Origin of the sequence: Mastigocoleus testarum BC008, from assembly GCF_001456025.1 — a bacterium.
GTDB classification, from domain to species: Bacteria; Cyanobacteriota; Cyanobacteriia; order Cyanobacteriales; family Nostocaceae; genus Mastigocoleus; species Mastigocoleus testarum.
In genome coordinates, this window is record NZ_LMTZ01000088.1 from 1 (window position 1) to 18,285 (window position 18,285).

13 protein-coding genes are annotated in these 18,285 nt (G+C 36.1%); 4 read left to right on the forward strand and 9 right to left on the reverse strand.

The features are described from left to right. Window positions 1-213: 213 nt before the first annotated feature. From BC008_RS16090 to BC008_RS16105, 5 genes are all read right to left on the reverse strand, one after another. Window positions 214-705, reverse strand: coding sequence for a Spy/CpxP family protein refolding chaperone (locus tag BC008_RS16090; RefSeq protein WP_027844379.1), 492 nt, complete (start codon window positions 703-705; stop codon window positions 214-216). Between the two features lie 123 nt (window positions 706-828). Next, window positions 829-1,194, reverse strand: a complete 366-nt coding sequence (locus tag BC008_RS16095; protein ID WP_027844378.1) for a hypothetical protein — start codon at window positions 1,192-1,194, stop codon at window positions 829-831. Then, entirely contained in the window at window positions 1,191-1,790 is a 600-nt protein-coding gene (locus tag BC008_RS16100) for a sigma-70 family RNA polymerase sigma factor (RefSeq protein WP_235595877.1), read from the reverse strand. The genes BC008_RS16095 and BC008_RS16100 overlap by 4 nt, the downstream gene beginning before the upstream one ends. Window positions 1,791-1,989: 199 nt before the next feature. Next, complete coding sequence (locus BC008_RS52090; protein ID WP_268768222.1) at window positions 1,990-2,118, reverse strand: hypothetical protein; 129 nt, start codon at window positions 2,116-2,118, stop codon at window positions 1,990-1,992. A 102-nt stretch (window positions 2,119-2,220) separates the two neighbouring features. Next, entirely contained in the window at window positions 2,221-3,519 is a 1,299-nt protein-coding gene (locus BC008_RS16105; RefSeq protein ID WP_153009600.1) for a S41 family peptidase, read from the reverse strand. A gap of 320 nt (window positions 3,520-3,839) precedes the next feature. Here BC008_RS16105 and BC008_RS16110 point away from each other — a divergent pair, with 320 nt between their 5' ends. Then, on the forward strand, window positions 3,840-5,330 hold the full coding sequence (locus BC008_RS16110; protein WP_027844376.1) for a dihydrolipoyl dehydrogenase family protein: 1,491 nt from the start codon (window positions 3,840-3,842) through the stop codon (window positions 5,328-5,330). A gap of 132 nt (window positions 5,331-5,462) precedes the next feature. Here the strand turns inward: BC008_RS16110 and BC008_RS16115 are convergent, their stop codons facing one another. Together BC008_RS16115 and BC008_RS16120 are read right to left on the reverse strand one after the other, a co-directional pair. After that, a complete protein-coding gene (locus BC008_RS16115) occupies window positions 5,463-7,319 on the reverse strand; it encodes a DUF3685 domain-containing protein (protein ID WP_027844375.1) in 1,857 nt (618 codons plus the stop codon). 1,592 nt (window positions 7,320-8,911) lie between these two features. Further along, a complete protein-coding gene (locus tag BC008_RS16120) occupies window positions 8,912-9,358 on the reverse strand; it encodes a Fur family transcriptional regulator (protein ID WP_027844374.1) in 447 nt (148 codons plus the stop codon). 1,062 nt (window positions 9,359-10,420) lie between these two features. On the opposite strand from BC008_RS16120, the gene BC008_RS16125 reads away from it, so the two are divergent. Then, window positions 10,421-12,673 (forward strand): S8 family serine peptidase, encoded by a 2,253-nt coding sequence (locus BC008_RS16125; protein ID WP_036266285.1) that lies wholly within the window; start codon window positions 10,421-10,423, stop codon window positions 12,671-12,673. Between the two features lie 340 nt (window positions 12,674-13,013). Here BC008_RS16125 and BC008_RS16130 read toward each other — a convergent pair whose 3' ends face one another. Continuing rightward, window positions 13,014-14,837, reverse strand: coding sequence for a vanadium-dependent haloperoxidase (locus BC008_RS16130; RefSeq protein WP_027844373.1), 1,824 nt, complete (start codon window positions 14,835-14,837; stop codon window positions 13,014-13,016). Window positions 14,838-15,921: 1,084 nt separating this feature from the next. On the opposite strand from BC008_RS16130, the gene BC008_RS16135 reads away from it, so the two are divergent. Both BC008_RS16135 and BC008_RS16140 read left to right on the forward strand, forming a co-directional pair. After that, entirely contained in the window at window positions 15,922-16,338 is a 417-nt protein-coding gene (locus tag BC008_RS16135) for a tellurite resistance TerB family protein (RefSeq protein ID WP_027844372.1), read from the forward strand. Window positions 16,339-16,571: 233 nt separating this feature from the next. Further along, entirely contained in the window at window positions 16,572-17,072 is a 501-nt protein-coding gene (locus BC008_RS16140) for a CRR6 family NdhI maturation factor (RefSeq protein ID WP_027842981.1), read from the forward strand. A 76-nt stretch (window positions 17,073-17,148) separates the two neighbouring features. On the opposite strand, the gene BC008_RS16145 is transcribed toward BC008_RS16140, so the two are convergent. Then, on the reverse strand, window positions 17,149-17,910 hold the full coding sequence (locus tag BC008_RS16145) for a hypothetical protein (protein WP_027842982.1): 762 nt from the start codon (window positions 17,908-17,910) through the stop codon (window positions 17,149-17,151). Window positions 17,911-18,285: the final 375 nt, after the last annotated feature.

Genomic DNA, 18,285 nt, shown 5'->3' on the forward strand with positions numbered 1-18,285 from the left:
GCGTCATGGGTCATATTCTACGACACATGCTCTACTTTTGTTCCTTCTTCTTTTTTCTTCTTACCCCGACTTACTGAGCGGATACTATTTGTACTTATAAATTTGTACCCATAAAGTTAAAATTTATTGGTTCGAGAATAAATAGTGAAATTAAAATTTCAATTTAGTTGAAGGCTTTCTCTACACAATATTGCAGTAAGAAATAATCCAAAATTACTTTTGCTGTTTTCTACGCTGTTGCATTCGTCGGACAAACTTCTGTCTTTGTTCTAATGTCAGAACTTCTCGGATTGCAAAAGTGTTTTCAAAGCGCATATCAGTAAGTTCTTGTCTTAATTTTTTTAATTCGTTGTATTGATTGCGTACTTGTTCTTGAGAAGCTTCACTTCCTATCAATTGCTCTAATTTATTTCTTGCTTGTCTCATAGATTGACGTTTTTGGCGGATTTTGTTTTTAGATTGTTGACGAATTTGTTTTATTTTTTGCCTTTGCTCAGATGTTAGATTTAAATCTTTAAGTAAACCACCTCTACGAGATTTTTTTCGCGGAGTATTCGTTTGATTTTGGGTAATAATTTGTTGATATTTTTGGTGTTGGGAATTTTGGGATGATTCAACGTTTGATATTCCAAGTGCTACTGCACTACCAAAAATTACAAGTACCACAGAAATTATCGATGCATTACCTAAAGATTTGAAGTTCATTTTCAGTAACTATCTCCAGTTATTTGTCTTGAAATATATAAGTTTATTTTTATGACTTAATTAAATAATTTTTTAGGTTATTTATGGATTGGAATATTTATCTGTAGAATTGATATTTTTACTCTAATAAAAAAGCTCTGAATCATCCTCACCTAAGATTTCATGCCAATTTTCTTCGATGAATTCTTCTATGTGAGCAACTTCAGCATTACTGAACTCTGTAGTTTTGAGATGATTAATAATTATAAATATTGCTAATCCTGCAGTTAGTAAAGCTGGAAATATCCCGCGAAAATTTCTAAAAATTTTGAGGATATTTGATATTTTAAACAATAAATATTTGTCAGTTGGTGTTGTATTTGTTTCTTGAATAGTATTTATTTTTTGGAATATTACCTCTTCCAAATCTGGAGGTGCTTGAGGAACCTCTGGACGATTTTGACGGAGAAAATCAACTAAATCTCGTTCGTTTTTGGGAGGCTGAGTCATAGTTGTACTCCTTGTTGCTGAAAATATTTACGCATAGCAGCGCGAGCATTGAATAAACGCGATTTGACTGTTCCCAAAGGAATCTCAAGAATTTGAGCTACCTCTCTTTGCGGTACTTGTTCTAAGTCATGTAAAACCAAAATGGTCCGATAAGCAAAACTTAAATTTGCTAGTCCCCGTTGCACTAAATCTTGATAGTGCAGTTCCATTAGATCTGGAGCTTGCTGATGGGTGGGAGTTTGTTGGCTGAGATTTTGTAGTTTTGTTTTAGTCTGAGTTGCTGCGTGTCGGCGATCATAAGCAACATTTGTCGCTATTCGGTAAAGCCAAGTCGAGAATTTGGCTTCCTGACGAAATTTGGGTAAACCTTTCCAAGCTCGGAGAAAAACTTCTTGCACCAGATCGTCCAAACAATCTGGTGCACAAAGCTGATAAAGAATAGACCTCACCCGTTGTTGATAACAACGGTAAAGTTGGCGAAAACTATGAGTGTCACCTTGTAAACACTGTTTTACAAGGTAATTATCTGCTGAACGATTTTCAGTCGGATCGTCAGATTTACATTTTTTTGAAACCTTGGATAGTTCCACAAACACAACGCAAGTCTCTCTAGCTTTTAATTGCTTCTGTTAATAAGACTTGGTGAGTTTGAGAAAGGTTCAATGGAAGCTTTGGATTTGAGAAGAGTAAATATTGTGAAATTTTGATTGTCCAGTGCTTCGTCCTAAGAGATTGGTTTTCCCAATAAAATATGTGGAGAAATATTTAGCGTAGCGTGACCGCAAGGTCATAATTTTACTTCATACTATTTGCGATCGCGACTAATTCATCTCGACTAAGTTCATCAGTACTAGCAATATGGTAAAGCATATTTCCTTCTTTCCACTGGAGTTGTCGTAACGGAGCGTTGAAGATAATGTACAAAAGCGTTCGATACGCTTCTACATATCTGTCGCACTAGACTATTAATTCGTAACAGCAAAATTTTCTGAATTTATCATTTTCTCGTTCCCTGCTCGCTGATCCTTAATCCCCATTCCCCATTACAGCCTTAAAAGCAACTTCAACAGCCCTTTGTTTTTGGGGATCTACTCCTTGGGAGTATTCCAAAGAGAAAGGAACGCTAATATCAGGCTTCACGCCATTTCCCTCCAAACGATATTTATTGTTAATCAAAACATCTGCTACAGCAAGGTAAAGAACACTACCATCCTTCATGATAAAAGGACTACCTCCAACTACAGCCCCTGATGTTTTAGAGCCAACTATAGGACCAATTTTGTGCTGTTTAAAACCAAATGCTAAAATTTCTTTACCACTTCTGCTACCTTCATTTACCAACAGAACTACCGGCTTTTTCCATTGGGAATTATTGTTAACAGGCTTACGATCGCGCCCAATAAAAGTAATGTTTGGACTTTTGCCGGTAAATATATGAAGATATTTTGGTGCTGCTCCACCCCAACCATCTCTCAAATCTAAAACTAATCCATCTGCATTTCGAAAGCGACCGTAAAGTAAATCTTCTTCCAACTGCTCTTGATATTTTGTATCTGCATAAGACCAGATATGAACGTAAGCAATTTTTTTCCCATTTCGTTCAATCGTTTCTCGGCTTGCTTTTTGAACATCCAGAAACATTTTGCTGGGATCGAACATCTTTGGCGTTACGTTGATTTCTTGCTGAGAATCAATACTAGGTGTTCGTTGAACTAACAGTTTGACTTTTTTACCTACTTTTCCTGCAAAAGACTTTATAGATTCGTAGGGTTTACCGTCTACACTAATTACTCGATCTCCAACTTTTAAATCCGATCCCGCTGCTGGGGTACCTGCTAAAATTCCACTGATAAAAGTCTTATCATTTATTTTTTTGGTAAAAATACCAATTCCAGCATATTCAATTTTTTCAGTTCCTAAAAATCGTTTTAGCTGTTTTTGTAAGTTCTGATTTCTGGGCTGAAAAATTCCGAGGAGTTGATAATATTTTTGTTCGTTCTGAGTATAAAAATGAGTATGAGAAGTTTGTAATTCTGATAACATCCTGTTGATGACTGTAGCAAATTCTTCACTGGACTGAGTTCGTGTAGCCAGAGGTTTATACTTTTTCCGCATTGCTTTCCAATCCACACCATTCAACTGTGGATCGTAAAAGTTGTCATTCACTGTTTTCCAGACTTGCTCTAAAATATCTGCTCGCTTCCGTGGTTGCGTTGCGAAAATTGGTGGGTTCAGCCATTGTAGTAGGATAATGATCGCAAACAAACTCGCGATCGCAAGACTGAAAATTTCAGGGCGCTTTAATTGTCTCAAAAGTTTCTTCATTTTGCTCTCTCTTGCAATAAACATGACTCGAGCACATTTTTTATTGTTGTCACATTTAAGGTCCTAATTACTAAGAGCTAAGTAAGAATTACGTGTAATTACAAACAACTAAAATTACAACTGATTGGACAAGCGATCAGTCACGATTTAATCAGATTGATTCTTGTCCGGATACATTCTACATTTACCTGTTTGTAGAAGAAGTTTTCTTAATATGCAGTGACACATCTCAATAAGAGATGGGCGCGAGGTTTCCAGCTTCGAGCTAAACTATATGAGTAGAATTCCTATTTCATAAGACTTTTGTCTAACATCAAAGAATGACTATTGACTACGATGTCGTAATTATTGGTGGTACTTTAGCAGGACGTTATGCTGCTTGGAGCGCGACCCAGTTTAAAGCTAGAGTTGCTTTAGTTGAACCGAATGTTAGCCAAGAGCCGATTAAAAACTCGATTAAAAATTATACCTTTACTCAAACTAGTAAATTTTTACAGAAATTAAGTAACCTACCCGGTTTTGGTATTGATGCTTTGTGTTCTGAGACCAAAGAACTCTCTGAGACAAAAGAGCAATGTCAAATCCTTTGGGATTGGGATCTAGCAACGTTATACGCTGATGGCATTTTTACTAACACTCACCAACAACTTTCGCTAACAATGTTAGCAGCACAAGGGGTAGATGTTGTTACTGATAAAGGTCAATTTCAAATATCACCAAATTTGAGTTTTGTTGTAAAGGATCGCTCCCTGCGCAGTCGTAGTTATTTACTCGCAACAGGTGCTAATCCAGCAATTCCGGATATAGAAGGATTAGGAACTGTGGGTTATGTTACTTCCTTGAATATTTGGGATTTGTTTATAAAATCACAATCTACACCCCCAAGAAATTGGACTATTCTTGGTGGTTTACCTCAAAGTATTGAAATAGCACAAATTTTAGTGCGTTTAAATTGTCAGGTCACCTTGATATTGGAACATCCTTATATTTTTTCCCAGTTGGACCCAGAGATTGCTTTACTCATTCTTGCTGAATTAGAAGCTGAGGGAGTACGAATACTTCAAGAAACTGTAGTTACCCAAGTACGACAGATTGATGGGAAAAAATGGCTCCAAGCAGGAGATAAAGCAATTGAAACTGATGAAATTGTAGTAGCAACTGCACAACAACCAAATATTGAATCTCTTAACTTAGCTGCGGTGGGGGTTAAATGGTACCAAAATCGCCTCTTAGTAAATAAAAAATTACAAACTACTAACCACAAAATTTATGCTTGTGGGGATGTTATGGGAGGTTATAGTTTTGGCAATATTGCCAACTATGAGGCGAGAATTGCGCTCAAAAATGCCTTATTTTTCCCAATATCTAAAGTTAATTATCGTAGTATTCCTTGGGGAATATCTTCCCAGCCAGCAATTGCACAAGTCGGTTTAACAGAACCACAAGCTAAACGTCGACATAGTCCAAAAGAAATTATAGTCTTAAAGCAATATTTTAAAACACTAACTAAAGCTCAAGTTCAAGATGAGATTACTGGTATTTGTAAATTAATAATTCGTCCTAATGGGGAAATCTTAGGTGCTTCGATTTTAGGTAAAAGTGCAGGAGAAATAATTAATATTATTGCTTTAGCAATCGCAAAAAAAATCAGAATAAAAGAACTATCATCTTTATCTGCAATTTATCCAAGTTACTCGGAAATATTGGTACAAACAGCCCAAATGTGGGAACGGGAAAAACTCAATCGCAATACGGGTCTAAAAGACTTTCTCGAAAATTTTTTCCACTTCCGGCGTTCTTGGAAAATTTAGTTGGTTAGGGATTAGGGGCTGGGGATAGAGGATTAGCGTTAGTGCAGTATATTTTATTAGTTTATTAGCGCAACCTATTTTCCCAATCGCTTATCGCCTATCACTTATCGCCAATCCTCTATCCCCAACCTTTCATTTCTTCCTTTCTGTCAAAGAAACACTACCAATACCTTGAATAATACCGCGACCAATTAATCCCAAACTACGACCAACAACCTTAGTAAGTACGAAAACAACACCACTACCCAATAAAGAGAAAATAGCTTGTAATCTCGGCTTGACTGCATCGCTAAACTCAAGCATTAAAGTAACAATTAGTGGAACACCACCAAGTCGATTTAGCTCTTCACCGCGTGGTGCATAAATTGAGATTTTAGCTAAACCTCTCGGTCCAAAAACAAATAGTTCGTAACGACTTTCAAAAATTGCTTTCGGTTCGCCAATATAGTTTTGGAGACGATATTTCCAAGATAAATTATTTCTGAAACTTTCTATCTCTCTGGTAGAGAATAATTTTGGTTCATAGTAATTTTGTTTAATTACTTCCAAATCTCCCAGGCAATTCAATAGGGGTTGTACTGCAGCATTCCCGAGCTGTATCAATAAATTCTCTAGGACCATCGAACCATGTTCATTTGCCTCCGCACTACCTGCTGGATAAGAATTATTATTAATGTATAAATCTGTTTGAAATAGAAGATAAGCGAGTAACTCTGGAACCAGAGGAATTTTTTCTAAAATTTCTTCTTCTATAATCTCAAGACTTTTGAGCAATACATTAATAATTTCTACTGGACGTTTATCCACATTAATTAAAGAAAACTTGCCATAAAATTCTGTAATTGTTTCTTGCCATAAATCTCGTAATATTTTACTTCTTAATTCTGGTAGGCGAGTAATAGCAATTTTGGCAAATCTCAAATCATCGAGAATATTCGCGAATTTTTGCAAAATTAAATAAATTAATTCTCTTTTTTTAGCTTCACGGAAAATGTCAATTTCTAAGGGAGTATCTGTAACATTTTGTAAGCTAAATTGTAGTTTATTAATGCAAGAAGAAAATAAAATTGACTGTAAAGCTCTGGGGCTAAGTAAGGAGGGTGCTGATAGAGGTTTAGGTTGGGAATAGGTAGCGATTGCACTATTTGCAAAGGATTCTTTAGATGATTTTGTTTTAAAGAGATTATTCCGTTTTTGTGCTTCTTGTGTGGGTGAAGATGGAGCTACCAGGTGTTGGAGTAACCAACGTGCTGCAAATAATTCTCGTTGTCTTCCTGTAAGAACGGCTCGGTCTAATATTGGGATCCCTGGAACTTGTAATTGTGTTTTCACTTCTGTCAAGGAGTTATTGATATAACTACTCCCTGACGAATAAAGATAATTACGCAGTTTAATTAACCGATTCGATAAAGCTTTGATTTTATCCTGTGTATTTCCAACTTCTTCTGTAACTTCTATTTGTTCGGAAAATGTCAAGTTTTGTGTTGAAGATGCTGACTCTGCTTCTACTTGGTTTTTCTGTTGTCCTTCTACATCTTCGAGATATTCTTCATTATTGGTGGAACCAAACCAATAATTCTGACCTGAAGCGATAATTTCAATTGCAGCAACAATCTCATTTAAGGGGGTACCTTTAGGACAATAACCATCTACCCCAAGTGCTTTCGCTCCAAGGAGCAATCCCCTATCTTGAGAGGAAGTAACTAGCAGCAACGGTAAGTTCGGATATAGGGCTTTGATCTGTCGACATAGTTGTAAACCCAACTGTTGACTTTCCTCTGAGCGACCATTACCCAGTTCTAAAATAACCAAATTTACTTGATTGGGGTCTTTAAGGGCAAGTTCTGCTAAGATTTGCAAAGCAACAATATCAGTTTGGGCTTCTGATATTACTTGCAAGTTAGGCTCTTGTTCTAACGCCATCCGTAACCCCAGTCGAAAAATAGGGTCTGGATCTATTAACAATAGGTTTAAAGGGCGATCGCTCATAATTATTTTTTTAACAACACCGCCACTGTTTAAATTTTTTGTGGTCGTAATCTCGGTCGTAGTTCCATAAAGAAGCTGGTTTTTCCTTATTTCAATCTGTTAACACGAACTGGGAAGCAGAGCATAATTTGTTTAGGAAACTATTGAATTTTTAATTAAATCAACTAAATTATTAAGCAACGCTTAGCAGAATATTATATTGAAATTCAGAATTTCTAACTTTTACAGATGGTTAAAGACCAGGGTTTGCATCCAAATATTATTCTGTATATAGATTTCAAAATCAATCTTATACATTTTTGGGGGCGTATCCGAGAAGAATTATCAGCGCTAGTTGTGGGTAAAGATTAGAAGATATATGAAAATCATAGAAATTTGTTATTCTATTTGACTTAATGGCAAGATTTGTAACAAATAGCAAATTAATTAAACAATACATCGCTAAACAATAAAGTTGTCTATTTTCCCACCCCAATATAAGCATCAAATCCAGAAGCATTCAATTAAATGTCTCGATTGTCTTGGGAGTAATGTCGCCATTTACCCAATGGGATCGAGATTGAATAATGAAGCTTCTATTTCAGCATACTAAACAACAGTAGGGATTAAAAACCTTAGATAATAATGAATATGAAATGCTTTTATGTCTGAGTAAAAATAACTAGATATTCTGATTTATTGTGATTTTTGTTTAATTTAGTGTATTATTGAGTGCTTGTATATTAACTGACTGAAAATTCCTCATTCTTGTTAGCCGTCACATTTAGGAATGTGGATTAAATAAATGACAAAAGTATGGTGCTGTTAGTATCGCGTAACGCACCATTCCAAATTTCAGAATTACAGGTTATTAAATTCTCATTCCCCAGTAAATTCTTTAGAGAATTATCAATAAATCCTAAAGTAGGGAGTGTTACGGTAAAACAAAGATTTGATTGTTGGAATAATTCATAATTTGCTGTAATGCACTGACCTAACATCATGCATTAAGCATATTAAATTGCTTGTTAAAAGTTATGTATAGTAATGGATATAACACACTCTTGTATATTAAGAATGTGATAGACATTCATTCTTTTATAACCGTTGATTCACCCCAAGTCAGCTGTTGCGATTGCAGATTTTGGATTCTACGATTTTCAAGAACGCATATTTTCGCTTTTGCTTTGTTTTATGCTTATAAAAAGTGGGAATTACAGCACTTTGCAAGTAGATGAGGTACATTTTTCTTGTTCCCTATTCCCTGCATGCTTAAAGATACGTGTGCCTCATTTAAATTAAATCGGCTGTATATAGGTTTGTAGAAGTTTTAATATATCTATCCAGTAACGTTAAGCTACGGCGTGAAGATCCAAAACAATACTAATGTACAAATTAAAACTGAACTGTAACCAAACCTAAAATTAACTGTCACCATACATAAAGTCAAATAACACACAAAAAGGTAGACAGATTTAGTGCTAATAAAAAAGCTTCATTTAATGGGATCGTAGTTAATTGAGAATTGAGTGATATACATCCCGATCCCATGCTTGAAAGTATATTCCATCTGGCTGGCTATGGTAACTTTGCTCCTAAGTCCAGATTTTGACTCACTCTTCTGAATCTTCGCGGTAACCAAAGAAGTTGATGCTGTATTCAGTAATTTTAACGCCTGTTTGCTTTTCTACTTCCTGAATTAGTTCTTTTGGTAGTTGGATATGGACATCTAAAATCTGTTGAGTATCCAAACAGTTAACATGACTGTGAGGATCAGTGATATTGCCATACAAACGTCCATCAGAATGTTCTATACATTCGATAATATTTTGAGAAGACAAGGCTTCTAGATTTTGATATACAGATGTGTGACCGATTTCTTTACCTTCTTGGTTGAGTCGATCGTAAATTTCACGAGCGGATAAGTGTTCTTCAGCTTTCCACAATAACTCTAGAATAAAGCGACGCTGACGGCTAACTCGCATTCCAAGTGTTTGACAGCGTTCTAAAGCATCTTCTAAAGAACGAATAGGTTTTGAAGTTATTGCTGGTTCTGACATATTTTAGTTTGTTAATAATTGGATTATTTTTTAAGACTTATTTCTTGATGTACCACCTATAGCTATTTTCTACTCAAAGGTGCTTGGTTAATTCATTACTTGTGTCCTCCTTTCCTGTAAAAATCACAAAACAACATAATTAACCACCTGAAACATTTATATCGCTTTGATTAATATTGTTTTGCCTAAGCAAACTCATTACCACTTTAACTTAAAATCTTGTTCAGCGTCTACTTGGAAGCGGATATTACAAGTGGATTCAGTAGAGATTGATTAACAAAAAAGACCCATAAGCTGTCAAGTTATTAGTAGTCAAAACAAACTCAAGAATCTAATTTAACTTTTAAAGTTGGAAGTCTAAAGAAACTCTAAAGAAAACCTTGGTATTTGTTATTCATGCTAGATTCACCAACTTTGGTAATTGATTATGTAGAGATTCTTACTGTTTATCATAAGTCAATTTTGTTTAGTAGTGCTACAAAAAAGTACTACCGGTAACAAATAAAAATAGTAAATTAAATAACTCAAAATTTAGCAGTATTTTGTTCTGTTAATAAATTCATCATTACAATCTCAAAAGTTCACATACGGCGATCTATCGTTTCGTCGCTATGCGATCGAGTTGTACGAGGTAAAGATATTTTGCATTTGGTATTTTGAATTTATAGTACAAACGCTTTGTCTGTGGTGTTGCGTAGTAATATTTCTCACTCACTTATTACTGCTGTGATGGTTTGAGACAGATTATTTTGTTGTTAATTTCCTGAAAAAATCTTGTTTTATCACATTTAAGATTAAATAGTGACCTTATTTATACTGAATATCAACACGAATCGTTAAATTACTTTTCAGTATTTGTACTACTTTACACAGACTCAATAAATACACATAATTGCTTTCAAAGCGACTTATTGTCGAGCAAAGAGACTAATGTATAGCTTTTCTACCGAGAGCTAGCGTTTGGAAGCAACATCTACTTAAGTAATTATCCTGAAATACTGAAATAAAAGTACAGAATAATTACAAAGCATAAAAATAAAAATCATCCAGGGTGACGAGTCTATGTCTTTAAAGACAAATAATGGGAGCAGCAACAATAATCTGAATGCTGACAAGATGCCATCTGTTGATATGAATTCACCATCTTGTAGAGGTGAAATGCCCAAAGGTGAGATGAATTCTAGTCAGTTTGAGGATTCAAAACTTCATGTTCTAGTTGAACTACGCACATCCAACTCTCAAAAGAATTTGCAAACTCTTTCTGGTGCGCTTGGAGGAAGCATTACGAGTTTTCAGCTAGATCTCAATTATGAGCCAATACCAGTTAATCCCAGTAATAAATTCGCTGCAAATATTGGTTCGGAAGATGAAGAAACGATTCTTGTCCGGGGTGCAATAGATGAACATCAGATACGAGAACTGGAGGCACAGCCAAATGTTGTTAAAGTCTATAAAGATACACCAATAGCTCCCTTTGATCCTGCTGGTACATTAGTAAAAAAACCTGCTCGAGATTTAGTTGAACCAGTTAGTAATACAAATAGTTGCCCAATTGGAACCTGTGATTGTGCTGCAACCCAAGCCAAAGGAACGATCGCTGATGTCGCCAAATATTTGGGGATCGATAAAATTTGGGCTCGTGGATATAAAGGTGAAGGTATTGTTGTAGGAATTGTTGATGGTGGGATTACAGCAGAAGGTCGAACGGTTGGAAATGGAGAAACCGACCGACGCATTCCCAATGTAATTGGTGGTCCCGATTCTGACTGGGGTACCAAAGCCCGTTCTTGGGGGGAGCACGGTAATATGTGCGCTACTGATGTTTTGGGTATGGCTCCAGAAGCCAAACTTTATGATTGTCGCCTTGCTGGTGGTGATGCTATATCTAATGCTTTAAGAATATTTGAATGGGCGATTAAGCAGCATAAAACTGATGGTACGCCCCAAGTCCTGACCAACAGTTGGGGAATTTATCAAAAAAATTGGGATGAGTTTTATGCAACTAATCCGGATCATCCTTTTACTCGCAAAGTTGTAGAGGCTATTGAAGAAGGTATTCTAGTGCTATTTGCTGCGGGTAACTGTGGTGGTAGTTGTCCGAGCGATCGCTGCGGTCAAGACTTTGGTTCGGGTAAAAGTATTTGGGGTGCAAATGGACATCCCAGAGTGCTCACAGTTGGTGCTGTAAATAAACATGAAGAATTTGTTGGTTATAGCAGCCAGGGACCTGCAGCATTAGATGAAAATAAACCTGATTTTTGCTCCATTACTCATTTCCAAGGCTACTTTGATTGTGATAACGGTACTTCTGCTGCAACACCGATCGCAGCGGGTGCAGTAGCTCTGCTCAAGCAAGCAAAACCTTCCTTAACCCAAGTAGAAATCAAAGATGCATTTAAGAGTACGGCTAAAAATATTGGTGAAGCAGGTTTTGATAAGCATTCTGGTTCTGGAATAATCCAACCCCTAGTAGCTTTAGAAAAGATTTTACCCGAACAACCGAAATGCTCTAAACCCCTCAGATTGGGTGGTAAATGTTTTTCTGCACCTGCTGCTACTTCTTGGGGAAAAAATCGTCTCGATACATTTGTCCTGTCAGCTGATAGTTCAGTGCATCATAAATATTGGGATGGTAAAACCTGGAGTGATTGGTTAAAAGTAGATGGTTTTAGTTTGAGTGCACCTGCAGTTGTTGCTCCTGATGAAAACAATCTTAATTTATTTGTAATTGGTCAAAAACGTCAGTTACTCCACAAGAAATGGAGTGGTTGCAAATGGGGAGAATGGGAAGATTTAGGTGGTTTGTGTAAAAACGGTGTAGCTGCTAGTGCTTGGGGTTGCGAGCGCCTTGATATATTTACAGTTGCTGCTGATAATGCCCTATGGTACAAGTATTGGAACGGTGACACTTGGAGTAAATGGCAATCTTTAGGGGGCTTTTGTTTGGGAGCACCTACAGCAGTTGCAACTGCACAAAATCAAATTGATGTATTTGTTCGAGGTCATGACCATAGTATTTATCAAAAATCTTGGAATGGTTCCACTTGGAGCAGTAATTGGCAAAATTTAGGTGGCTTGTGGCTGCATTCCCCAACGGTAACTTCCTCAAACGGAAAGCATTTAAATCTATTTGCGGTGGGAACCGATAATACTTTACATCGGAAATTTTGGAATGGTTTGACTTGGAGTGCTTGGGAAAGCATGGGAGACGATATTGCGATCGCAGCACCAGGCGCTGTTTACTCAAAAGATAATCGCATCAATATTTTTGTAATTGGTTGCGACAATGCTCTCTACCACAAAAGTTTTGCTTAGCAAATCTAATATCTGAGTTACAAAGATATGGCGCTACGCGCAAGTAAAAATTCAAAGGTTTGTAGTAGTGCTTTAGCACTTTAATCTAAAGCCCAACTACAAACTCCTCAAAACTAATGAGACAAAGTATTGCCTGACAATCCTAATAAAAGATTTTAAATTTCTCTACGATATTCGGCTAAAAGGACAAAGACGTCACAGACGCGAGCGATCGCGTCTTTACTTATATCAGTACAATCTCAGCAAAGAATAACCTTAGGACAAAAATTAAACAGTAAGGGCGCACAGAAGTGCGCCCTTACTTAGTAATATGCTTTATGTTCGAGATAGGTTATTACTTCTAAATACGGACAGTTCCACCATCGAAAAGTGGCACAGTCATCGAGAAATTTTCTCCATAGGTGAGCTTTTGCTCTTCAAGAATACCTAAAGCAATTTCTTCACCAAGACGAATGGACTCAATATAATCAGTAAAATAATGTACGCCAGCCCAGTTCCGTCCAATAGAAATATTAGAAGCTAACTTATTTAATTCACCTTCAACTGTCAATGCTTCGTGTGGTTTTAATGTTTGGATTGCTGATTGTAAACAAGAACCATCAGGGGAAGCTTCATAAGCATAGGGGTTACCATTTGTGTCTCGTAATTCCCAACTGTGGTCGAAAAATGCTTTGAGAATTGTTACACAAGCACCTGCAACGGTCGCGTGACCTGCTCCATAGGATGGGTGCATGGGAGATCCTTCAGGAAATGCCATTGCTAAAAGGTAAGACCGCATGTTAGCACTGGGGTCGCAACTTCTATCTGGGTTTTGATTTTGCAATTCATTATGTTTTACAACTTCAGCAAGTAACTCCCCATCTAAGGCTTTAACCAGAGTTTCAATGACCTCAAGACCTTTATTATCTCTACTCTCATCCTTAAAGCGATGAACTAATCCACCTACAGCTTCTGGACGTAAGCGACGATGTACATTAAACTTCTGGAAGCGTACTGCCTTCAGAGCACGGGTAGCAACTTCTGTAACTAAACTTAGGATGTGAGGACCGCCAAACTGAGCAAAACCTTGTTGCTTATCAATATGGTCTGGTAAGCGGAAAGGAAGACCTGGATCGAAAGGAACTCTCATTTCCAACATTAATAGACAAGCATTTAGGTAAGCTTCATATAATGCGTCATAGTGAACATAAGTTGCTAAATCTCTAGGAGTTGCCAAAAACCGATAAGCTAGGGGATCGTTCACATCAACGTATGTTTCTAATCCACGTACATCTGCACCGTTTTGAACATCAACCCAAGCTTCCCAGGTTGTCATAAAATCCAGATTCTCTTTTGCCGTGCGTACCCGTTGGTCGATACGAACGGAACCGTAGCGAATAAAACCGTCAGTACTTGGATCCGGGCCATTTCCAAGAGGTTGATTACCAATCAGCAAAAATTGAGAGATATAAGGTCCAACATCATCGCCTGTAGTGATACCTCTAAAAACATTTTGAGTACAGAAAGGACCGCGTAGCCGTTTTTTCTCTGCATCAGAGAGGCTTAAAGTATCAGGACATTTAATCCATGGAGAGTCATTCAATAATCGAATTGCTCTTTCAACTGTTTGTGATTCACCAAATCGAGCGAAGGGACAATCTCGTAATAGCGCCATTGAATAGTTTTCAATCATTTCTGTAATGAGTTCGGCACTATCCAACTTTGGTGCTGGAGGCATAGTTATGGATTGGGCGTCGGGACCTTCCAAATCAAAAGTAAGCCCTGCTCCTTGACTTTCCCATGCTCTAACTGAAACTTTATTACTTTGGGCAAGCTGAGATTCCCAGTTCGGACATCTTTCTCCATCTTGTCCGGGAGGACCTAAAGGAGTATCTTTGAAATCACGAACATCCCCTGAATCAATACCCGCAACAAACTGTTGATAATCATCAGAACTAACCAATGAACCAGTATTTACATCATGAGGTAATCCCTTAGTGAAATTGGCAATGTGTGATGGTTTATTATTTTTCCGAGTTACTTCCCCTTTACAGTTCTTTTCTTCGTTGATAATCCGATATTTAAACTCTTCGCCATTACTAATATGCTCTGGATGTTTGCGTTCAAAAGCTACTTCTGCTGCTTGACGACGAATTTCTCTAGCTCTAAATTTGCGATCGGGCATATTGAACTCCTTATATTTACCAAATTTTCAAATTTATATAGTTACAATTGATTTCGACTTATATTCATTAAGCATATTCAGCTCAGGCTGATTTCCAATTTACAAAGTTAATTTTGCTAAAAGATTTTTGTTGCACTTTTAGTAATGTTTTGTACGTTGGCTGATTGAGCTTTATGCAACTGATTAACTTTGATGTGAGATTTATTAGGTCCATTCGAGTCATTTTTATTGGATGACTTGATGACTTTTATGCCTACAGCATTGGCAAAAGCAATTTCTGAAAAATAGACAGGATTGGATGAAATGGAAGGTTAAGTGAAGATTTACTTCTACTTACTCCATGCTTCTATTAGAGAATCTCACTGAACTTCCTATACAATTTGCGTTCGTTCAGAAATTCTCTTTTCACTGCGATATGCCAGGAAAATCTAGAATCAAGAAGCTTTTACCACTGTTCTAGTCTTATTTTCTTGAGTATTTAGTTAATTGCTCTAGGGCAAAAACAAACCTAAACAGTTAATATGCAGATTCTAAAAATGAATCAGCACACTCCTTATATCTTCTTCTCAAGTAGCATGATGTTAAAATCAACCACTAATCCAAAATTAGAAATCAAAATTAGAAATATAGAAATTTTGGAAGTGCCTTGACGTACTAACAGATTCTAATTATCTTCACAATCCGATGTTGGAAAATACAATTTAAAGATAGCTGCAGAATAAAAATAGAACGGATAAAAATTTTGTATTCTATTTTATATTCTTACTATTTGTGTAAGTAATTCTGATTGAATCAAAAATAATTTTTATTTATTAAAAACATTTTTAAATATCTGCTTTTAAAATAAAATGATTAATTTATTTTTCACATATTAATTCTACTAGTAATCTATTAATTATCTTTTAATAGACAAAAAAATATACATAATTTTGTTTGATTGAACGTATATATAATCTCCTCAAAATCATGATAAAAGTTAAAAAACACCATAACTTTGTATTTTATTTATCTTTTATATTTCAATTCTTATACTTATACTTGTACTTGTAATTCAGTAAAATTATTTACATTTATCTAATGATTTATGAGAGATAAAATCCACTTACTGTTTGGTTCTTTATCAACAGATAAGTCAGAACAAAGTCAAAAAGAAGCGATTGTTGAACTACTGATAATGACGATGTATGCTGACAAAACTTTAAAAATAGAAGAAGATGAAGCTATTAAGAGGTATATTGAAACCCTTGAATGGAAGTCACCTATGTCCGTGGAATATTACCTCGGTATTGCGATCGCAAAGGTGAGAAAAGCTTTAGAGAGTCCGGAGAAAATTCATTGTTTTTTGGAAGACATTAGTGATAGGGTCAAAACATCAGATCTGAAAAAACAAGTTTTACAAATATGTATTAATTTGACAATGTCAGATTCAGAAGTTTCCACTGAAGAAAGAGAATTTTTACAGCTTGTTTCACAAATTTTTCAAGTTTCTCCAGAAGTCTAAGAACTTACTAAATGCTCGCATTCTAAGTAACTATATATACATACTATATACAGCTTGTTTCACAAATTTTTCAAGTTTCTCCAGAAGTCTAAGAACTTACTAAATGCTCGCATTCTAAGTAACTATATATACATACTATATTGATTGTTATCAACTTGATGTTCAGAGAGAGGCATATTAGCTTAGTATGAGATGTCAAGGCTACTCCAAATACTATTTTTAGACTTGACTCAATGACAAGTATTTTAATTAACTCTCAATCCATTAACTCCTTAGACCTTTCACCCGCAAAAAAGATCATCGATCCAATCTTAAAGCAACATGGGGATGAAGCAATCGCTAAAGAAGCAATACAATCCCTAGAACAACAGTTAAGTTTTAAGATTGAATATCCTTTGGAACCGGGTGATCCGCGAGAAATATCGGAGATCCCAGAGATTCGTCTTTGGTTTGTCCGCCTTGATGCTTGCTACCCTTGGCTACCTTGGTTTCTTGATTGGCAATCTGGAGAATTTGTTCGTTATGCAGCGATGCTCGTTCCTCACCAATTTAATTCAAAAGAAGGTATTCAGTATAATCCTGAAGCGTTAGAAATCTTTTTAATGCAAAAAATCTTTATTTTGAGTGACTGGCTACAAACATATAGCATTCCAAGCTCGTCTCGCTTGAAATCAATGGCCCAGTTGTTAGGCTACGATTTAGATGACGCTTTATTTGAAATGCTTAAAACATAAAGCATTACAGGTACGTAACCCTATGATTACGCACCTGTAGTCAAAATCGATGCCAATATTTTTATATTGTCAGTACTTAGTTAATTTGACTGATATAAAGCAGTGCTGTGTTAAAAGCGTATTCAATAGCTTTAGATTTGCTTGGTAGTGTCGAGTGCCAAATACGATAGTCGTTATATTCAACTATAATATTTGCTACATCCTTGACCTTAATTTGCTTCAAGATTTCATGTTGTAACATTTCAAATTCTTCCAGGGAACCACCTTTCTCCAAGATTTCTTCCGCTGCTTGAACGAATAGGTCAATAGCCGCTCTGGCGTATTCTTTGCCGGCACCTTGAGTAAAAATACTTGATTTTCTTAAAGCTATAGCTTCATCACGTAATAGGTAAGCAATTTCTCTTTTCTCATCGGTATACCAAGCAAAAGGTAGTTGGATATCTAAATATTCGTTATGAGTCAGCTGATACTGGATATATTCTTTGAGATCGGTAGGCACAATTAACAAATTCTGCCCTGCTAATAATTTATCTAGAGAAGTCGTATTTGTATCGATGTGAGATTCACGAAATATTTCTTCCTGTCCTTCTGGACAATCATAAACTAGGTAAGTCCAAATACCAGAATCATCTGAGTTATTATGACCAGCCTGGTAAAAACTTACCGTACCCTCTTCCTCACACTCGTAGTACCAAGTATTAGTACTACTGACTAATTCGACACCAATATCGTAAGCACGAGATATCTTTGTGAATAATCCAGTAATGTTGTGTGGCTGAGTTTCTACCTGGAAATAACGTTTGCCGGTACTAATAAAGCTATGTAATCGAATCGCCATTTGTTTTCCCTTTTAATCGCGAGCTAAATAAATGATCGACGCACTTTTTTACAGCAAGAAAGAATTCTAAATAATTAGTTTTATGACATTTAAGACACAGCGATAAGCTATTTAAAATCGGCTTTAGTAGATAGACTAATTTATACTAATTTATACCAAACTAGAAAATTATTCTGTCTTGCTGCATCAAGATTATTCACAATAATCGGAACTTAAATCACTCGAGCTTGTCAACTAATTTTATGACTTTGACTCTTTGTATGTGATTTTTATGTATCTTTAGACGTTAATTCATCTTTAGAGATGTTACTAATTTAGATGGCTTGTGTTTGCCTTGCATCACCCTTTTGAAATAGTTTAAGGTGATCTATGTTA

Excerpts from the sequence above, each read along its gene's own strand:
- BC008_RS16090 (WP_027844379.1), bottom strand. The coding sequence starts at position 705 with ATGAACTTCAAATCTTTAGGTAATGCATCGATAATTTCTGTGGTACTT.
- BC008_RS16095 (WP_027844378.1), bottom strand. The coding sequence starts at position 1,194 with ATGACTCAGCCTCCCAAAAACGAACGAGATTTAGTTGATTTTCTCCGT.
- BC008_RS16105 (WP_153009600.1), bottom strand. The coding sequence starts at position 3,519 with ATGAAGAAACTTTTGAGACAATTAAAGCGCCCTGAAATTTTCAGTCTT.
- BC008_RS16110 (WP_027844376.1), top strand. The coding sequence starts at position 3,840 with ATGACTATTGACTACGATGTCGTAATTATTGGTGGTACTTTAGCAGGA.
- BC008_RS16115 (WP_027844375.1), bottom strand. The coding sequence starts at position 7,319 with ATGAGCGATCGCCCTTTAAACCTATTGTTAATAGATCCAGACCCTATT.
- BC008_RS16120 (WP_027844374.1), bottom strand. The coding sequence starts at position 9,358 with ATGTCAGAACCAGCAATAACTTCAAAACCTATTCGTTCTTTAGAAGAT.
- BC008_RS16125 (WP_036266285.1), top strand. The coding sequence starts at position 10,421 with ATGTCTTTAAAGACAAATAATGGGAGCAGCAACAATAATCTGAATGCT.
- BC008_RS16130 (WP_027844373.1), bottom strand. The coding sequence starts at position 14,837 with ATGCCCGATCGCAAATTTAGAGCTAGAGAAATTCGTCGTCAAGCAGCA.
- BC008_RS16135 (WP_027844372.1), top strand. The coding sequence starts at position 15,922 with ATGAGAGATAAAATCCACTTACTGTTTGGTTCTTTATCAACAGATAAG.
- BC008_RS16140 (WP_027842981.1), top strand. The coding sequence starts at position 16,572 with ATGACAAGTATTTTAATTAACTCTCAATCCATTAACTCCTTAGACCTT.
- BC008_RS16145 (WP_027842982.1), bottom strand. The coding sequence starts at position 17,910 with ATGGCGATTCGATTACATAGCTTTATTAGTACCGGCAAACGTTATTTC.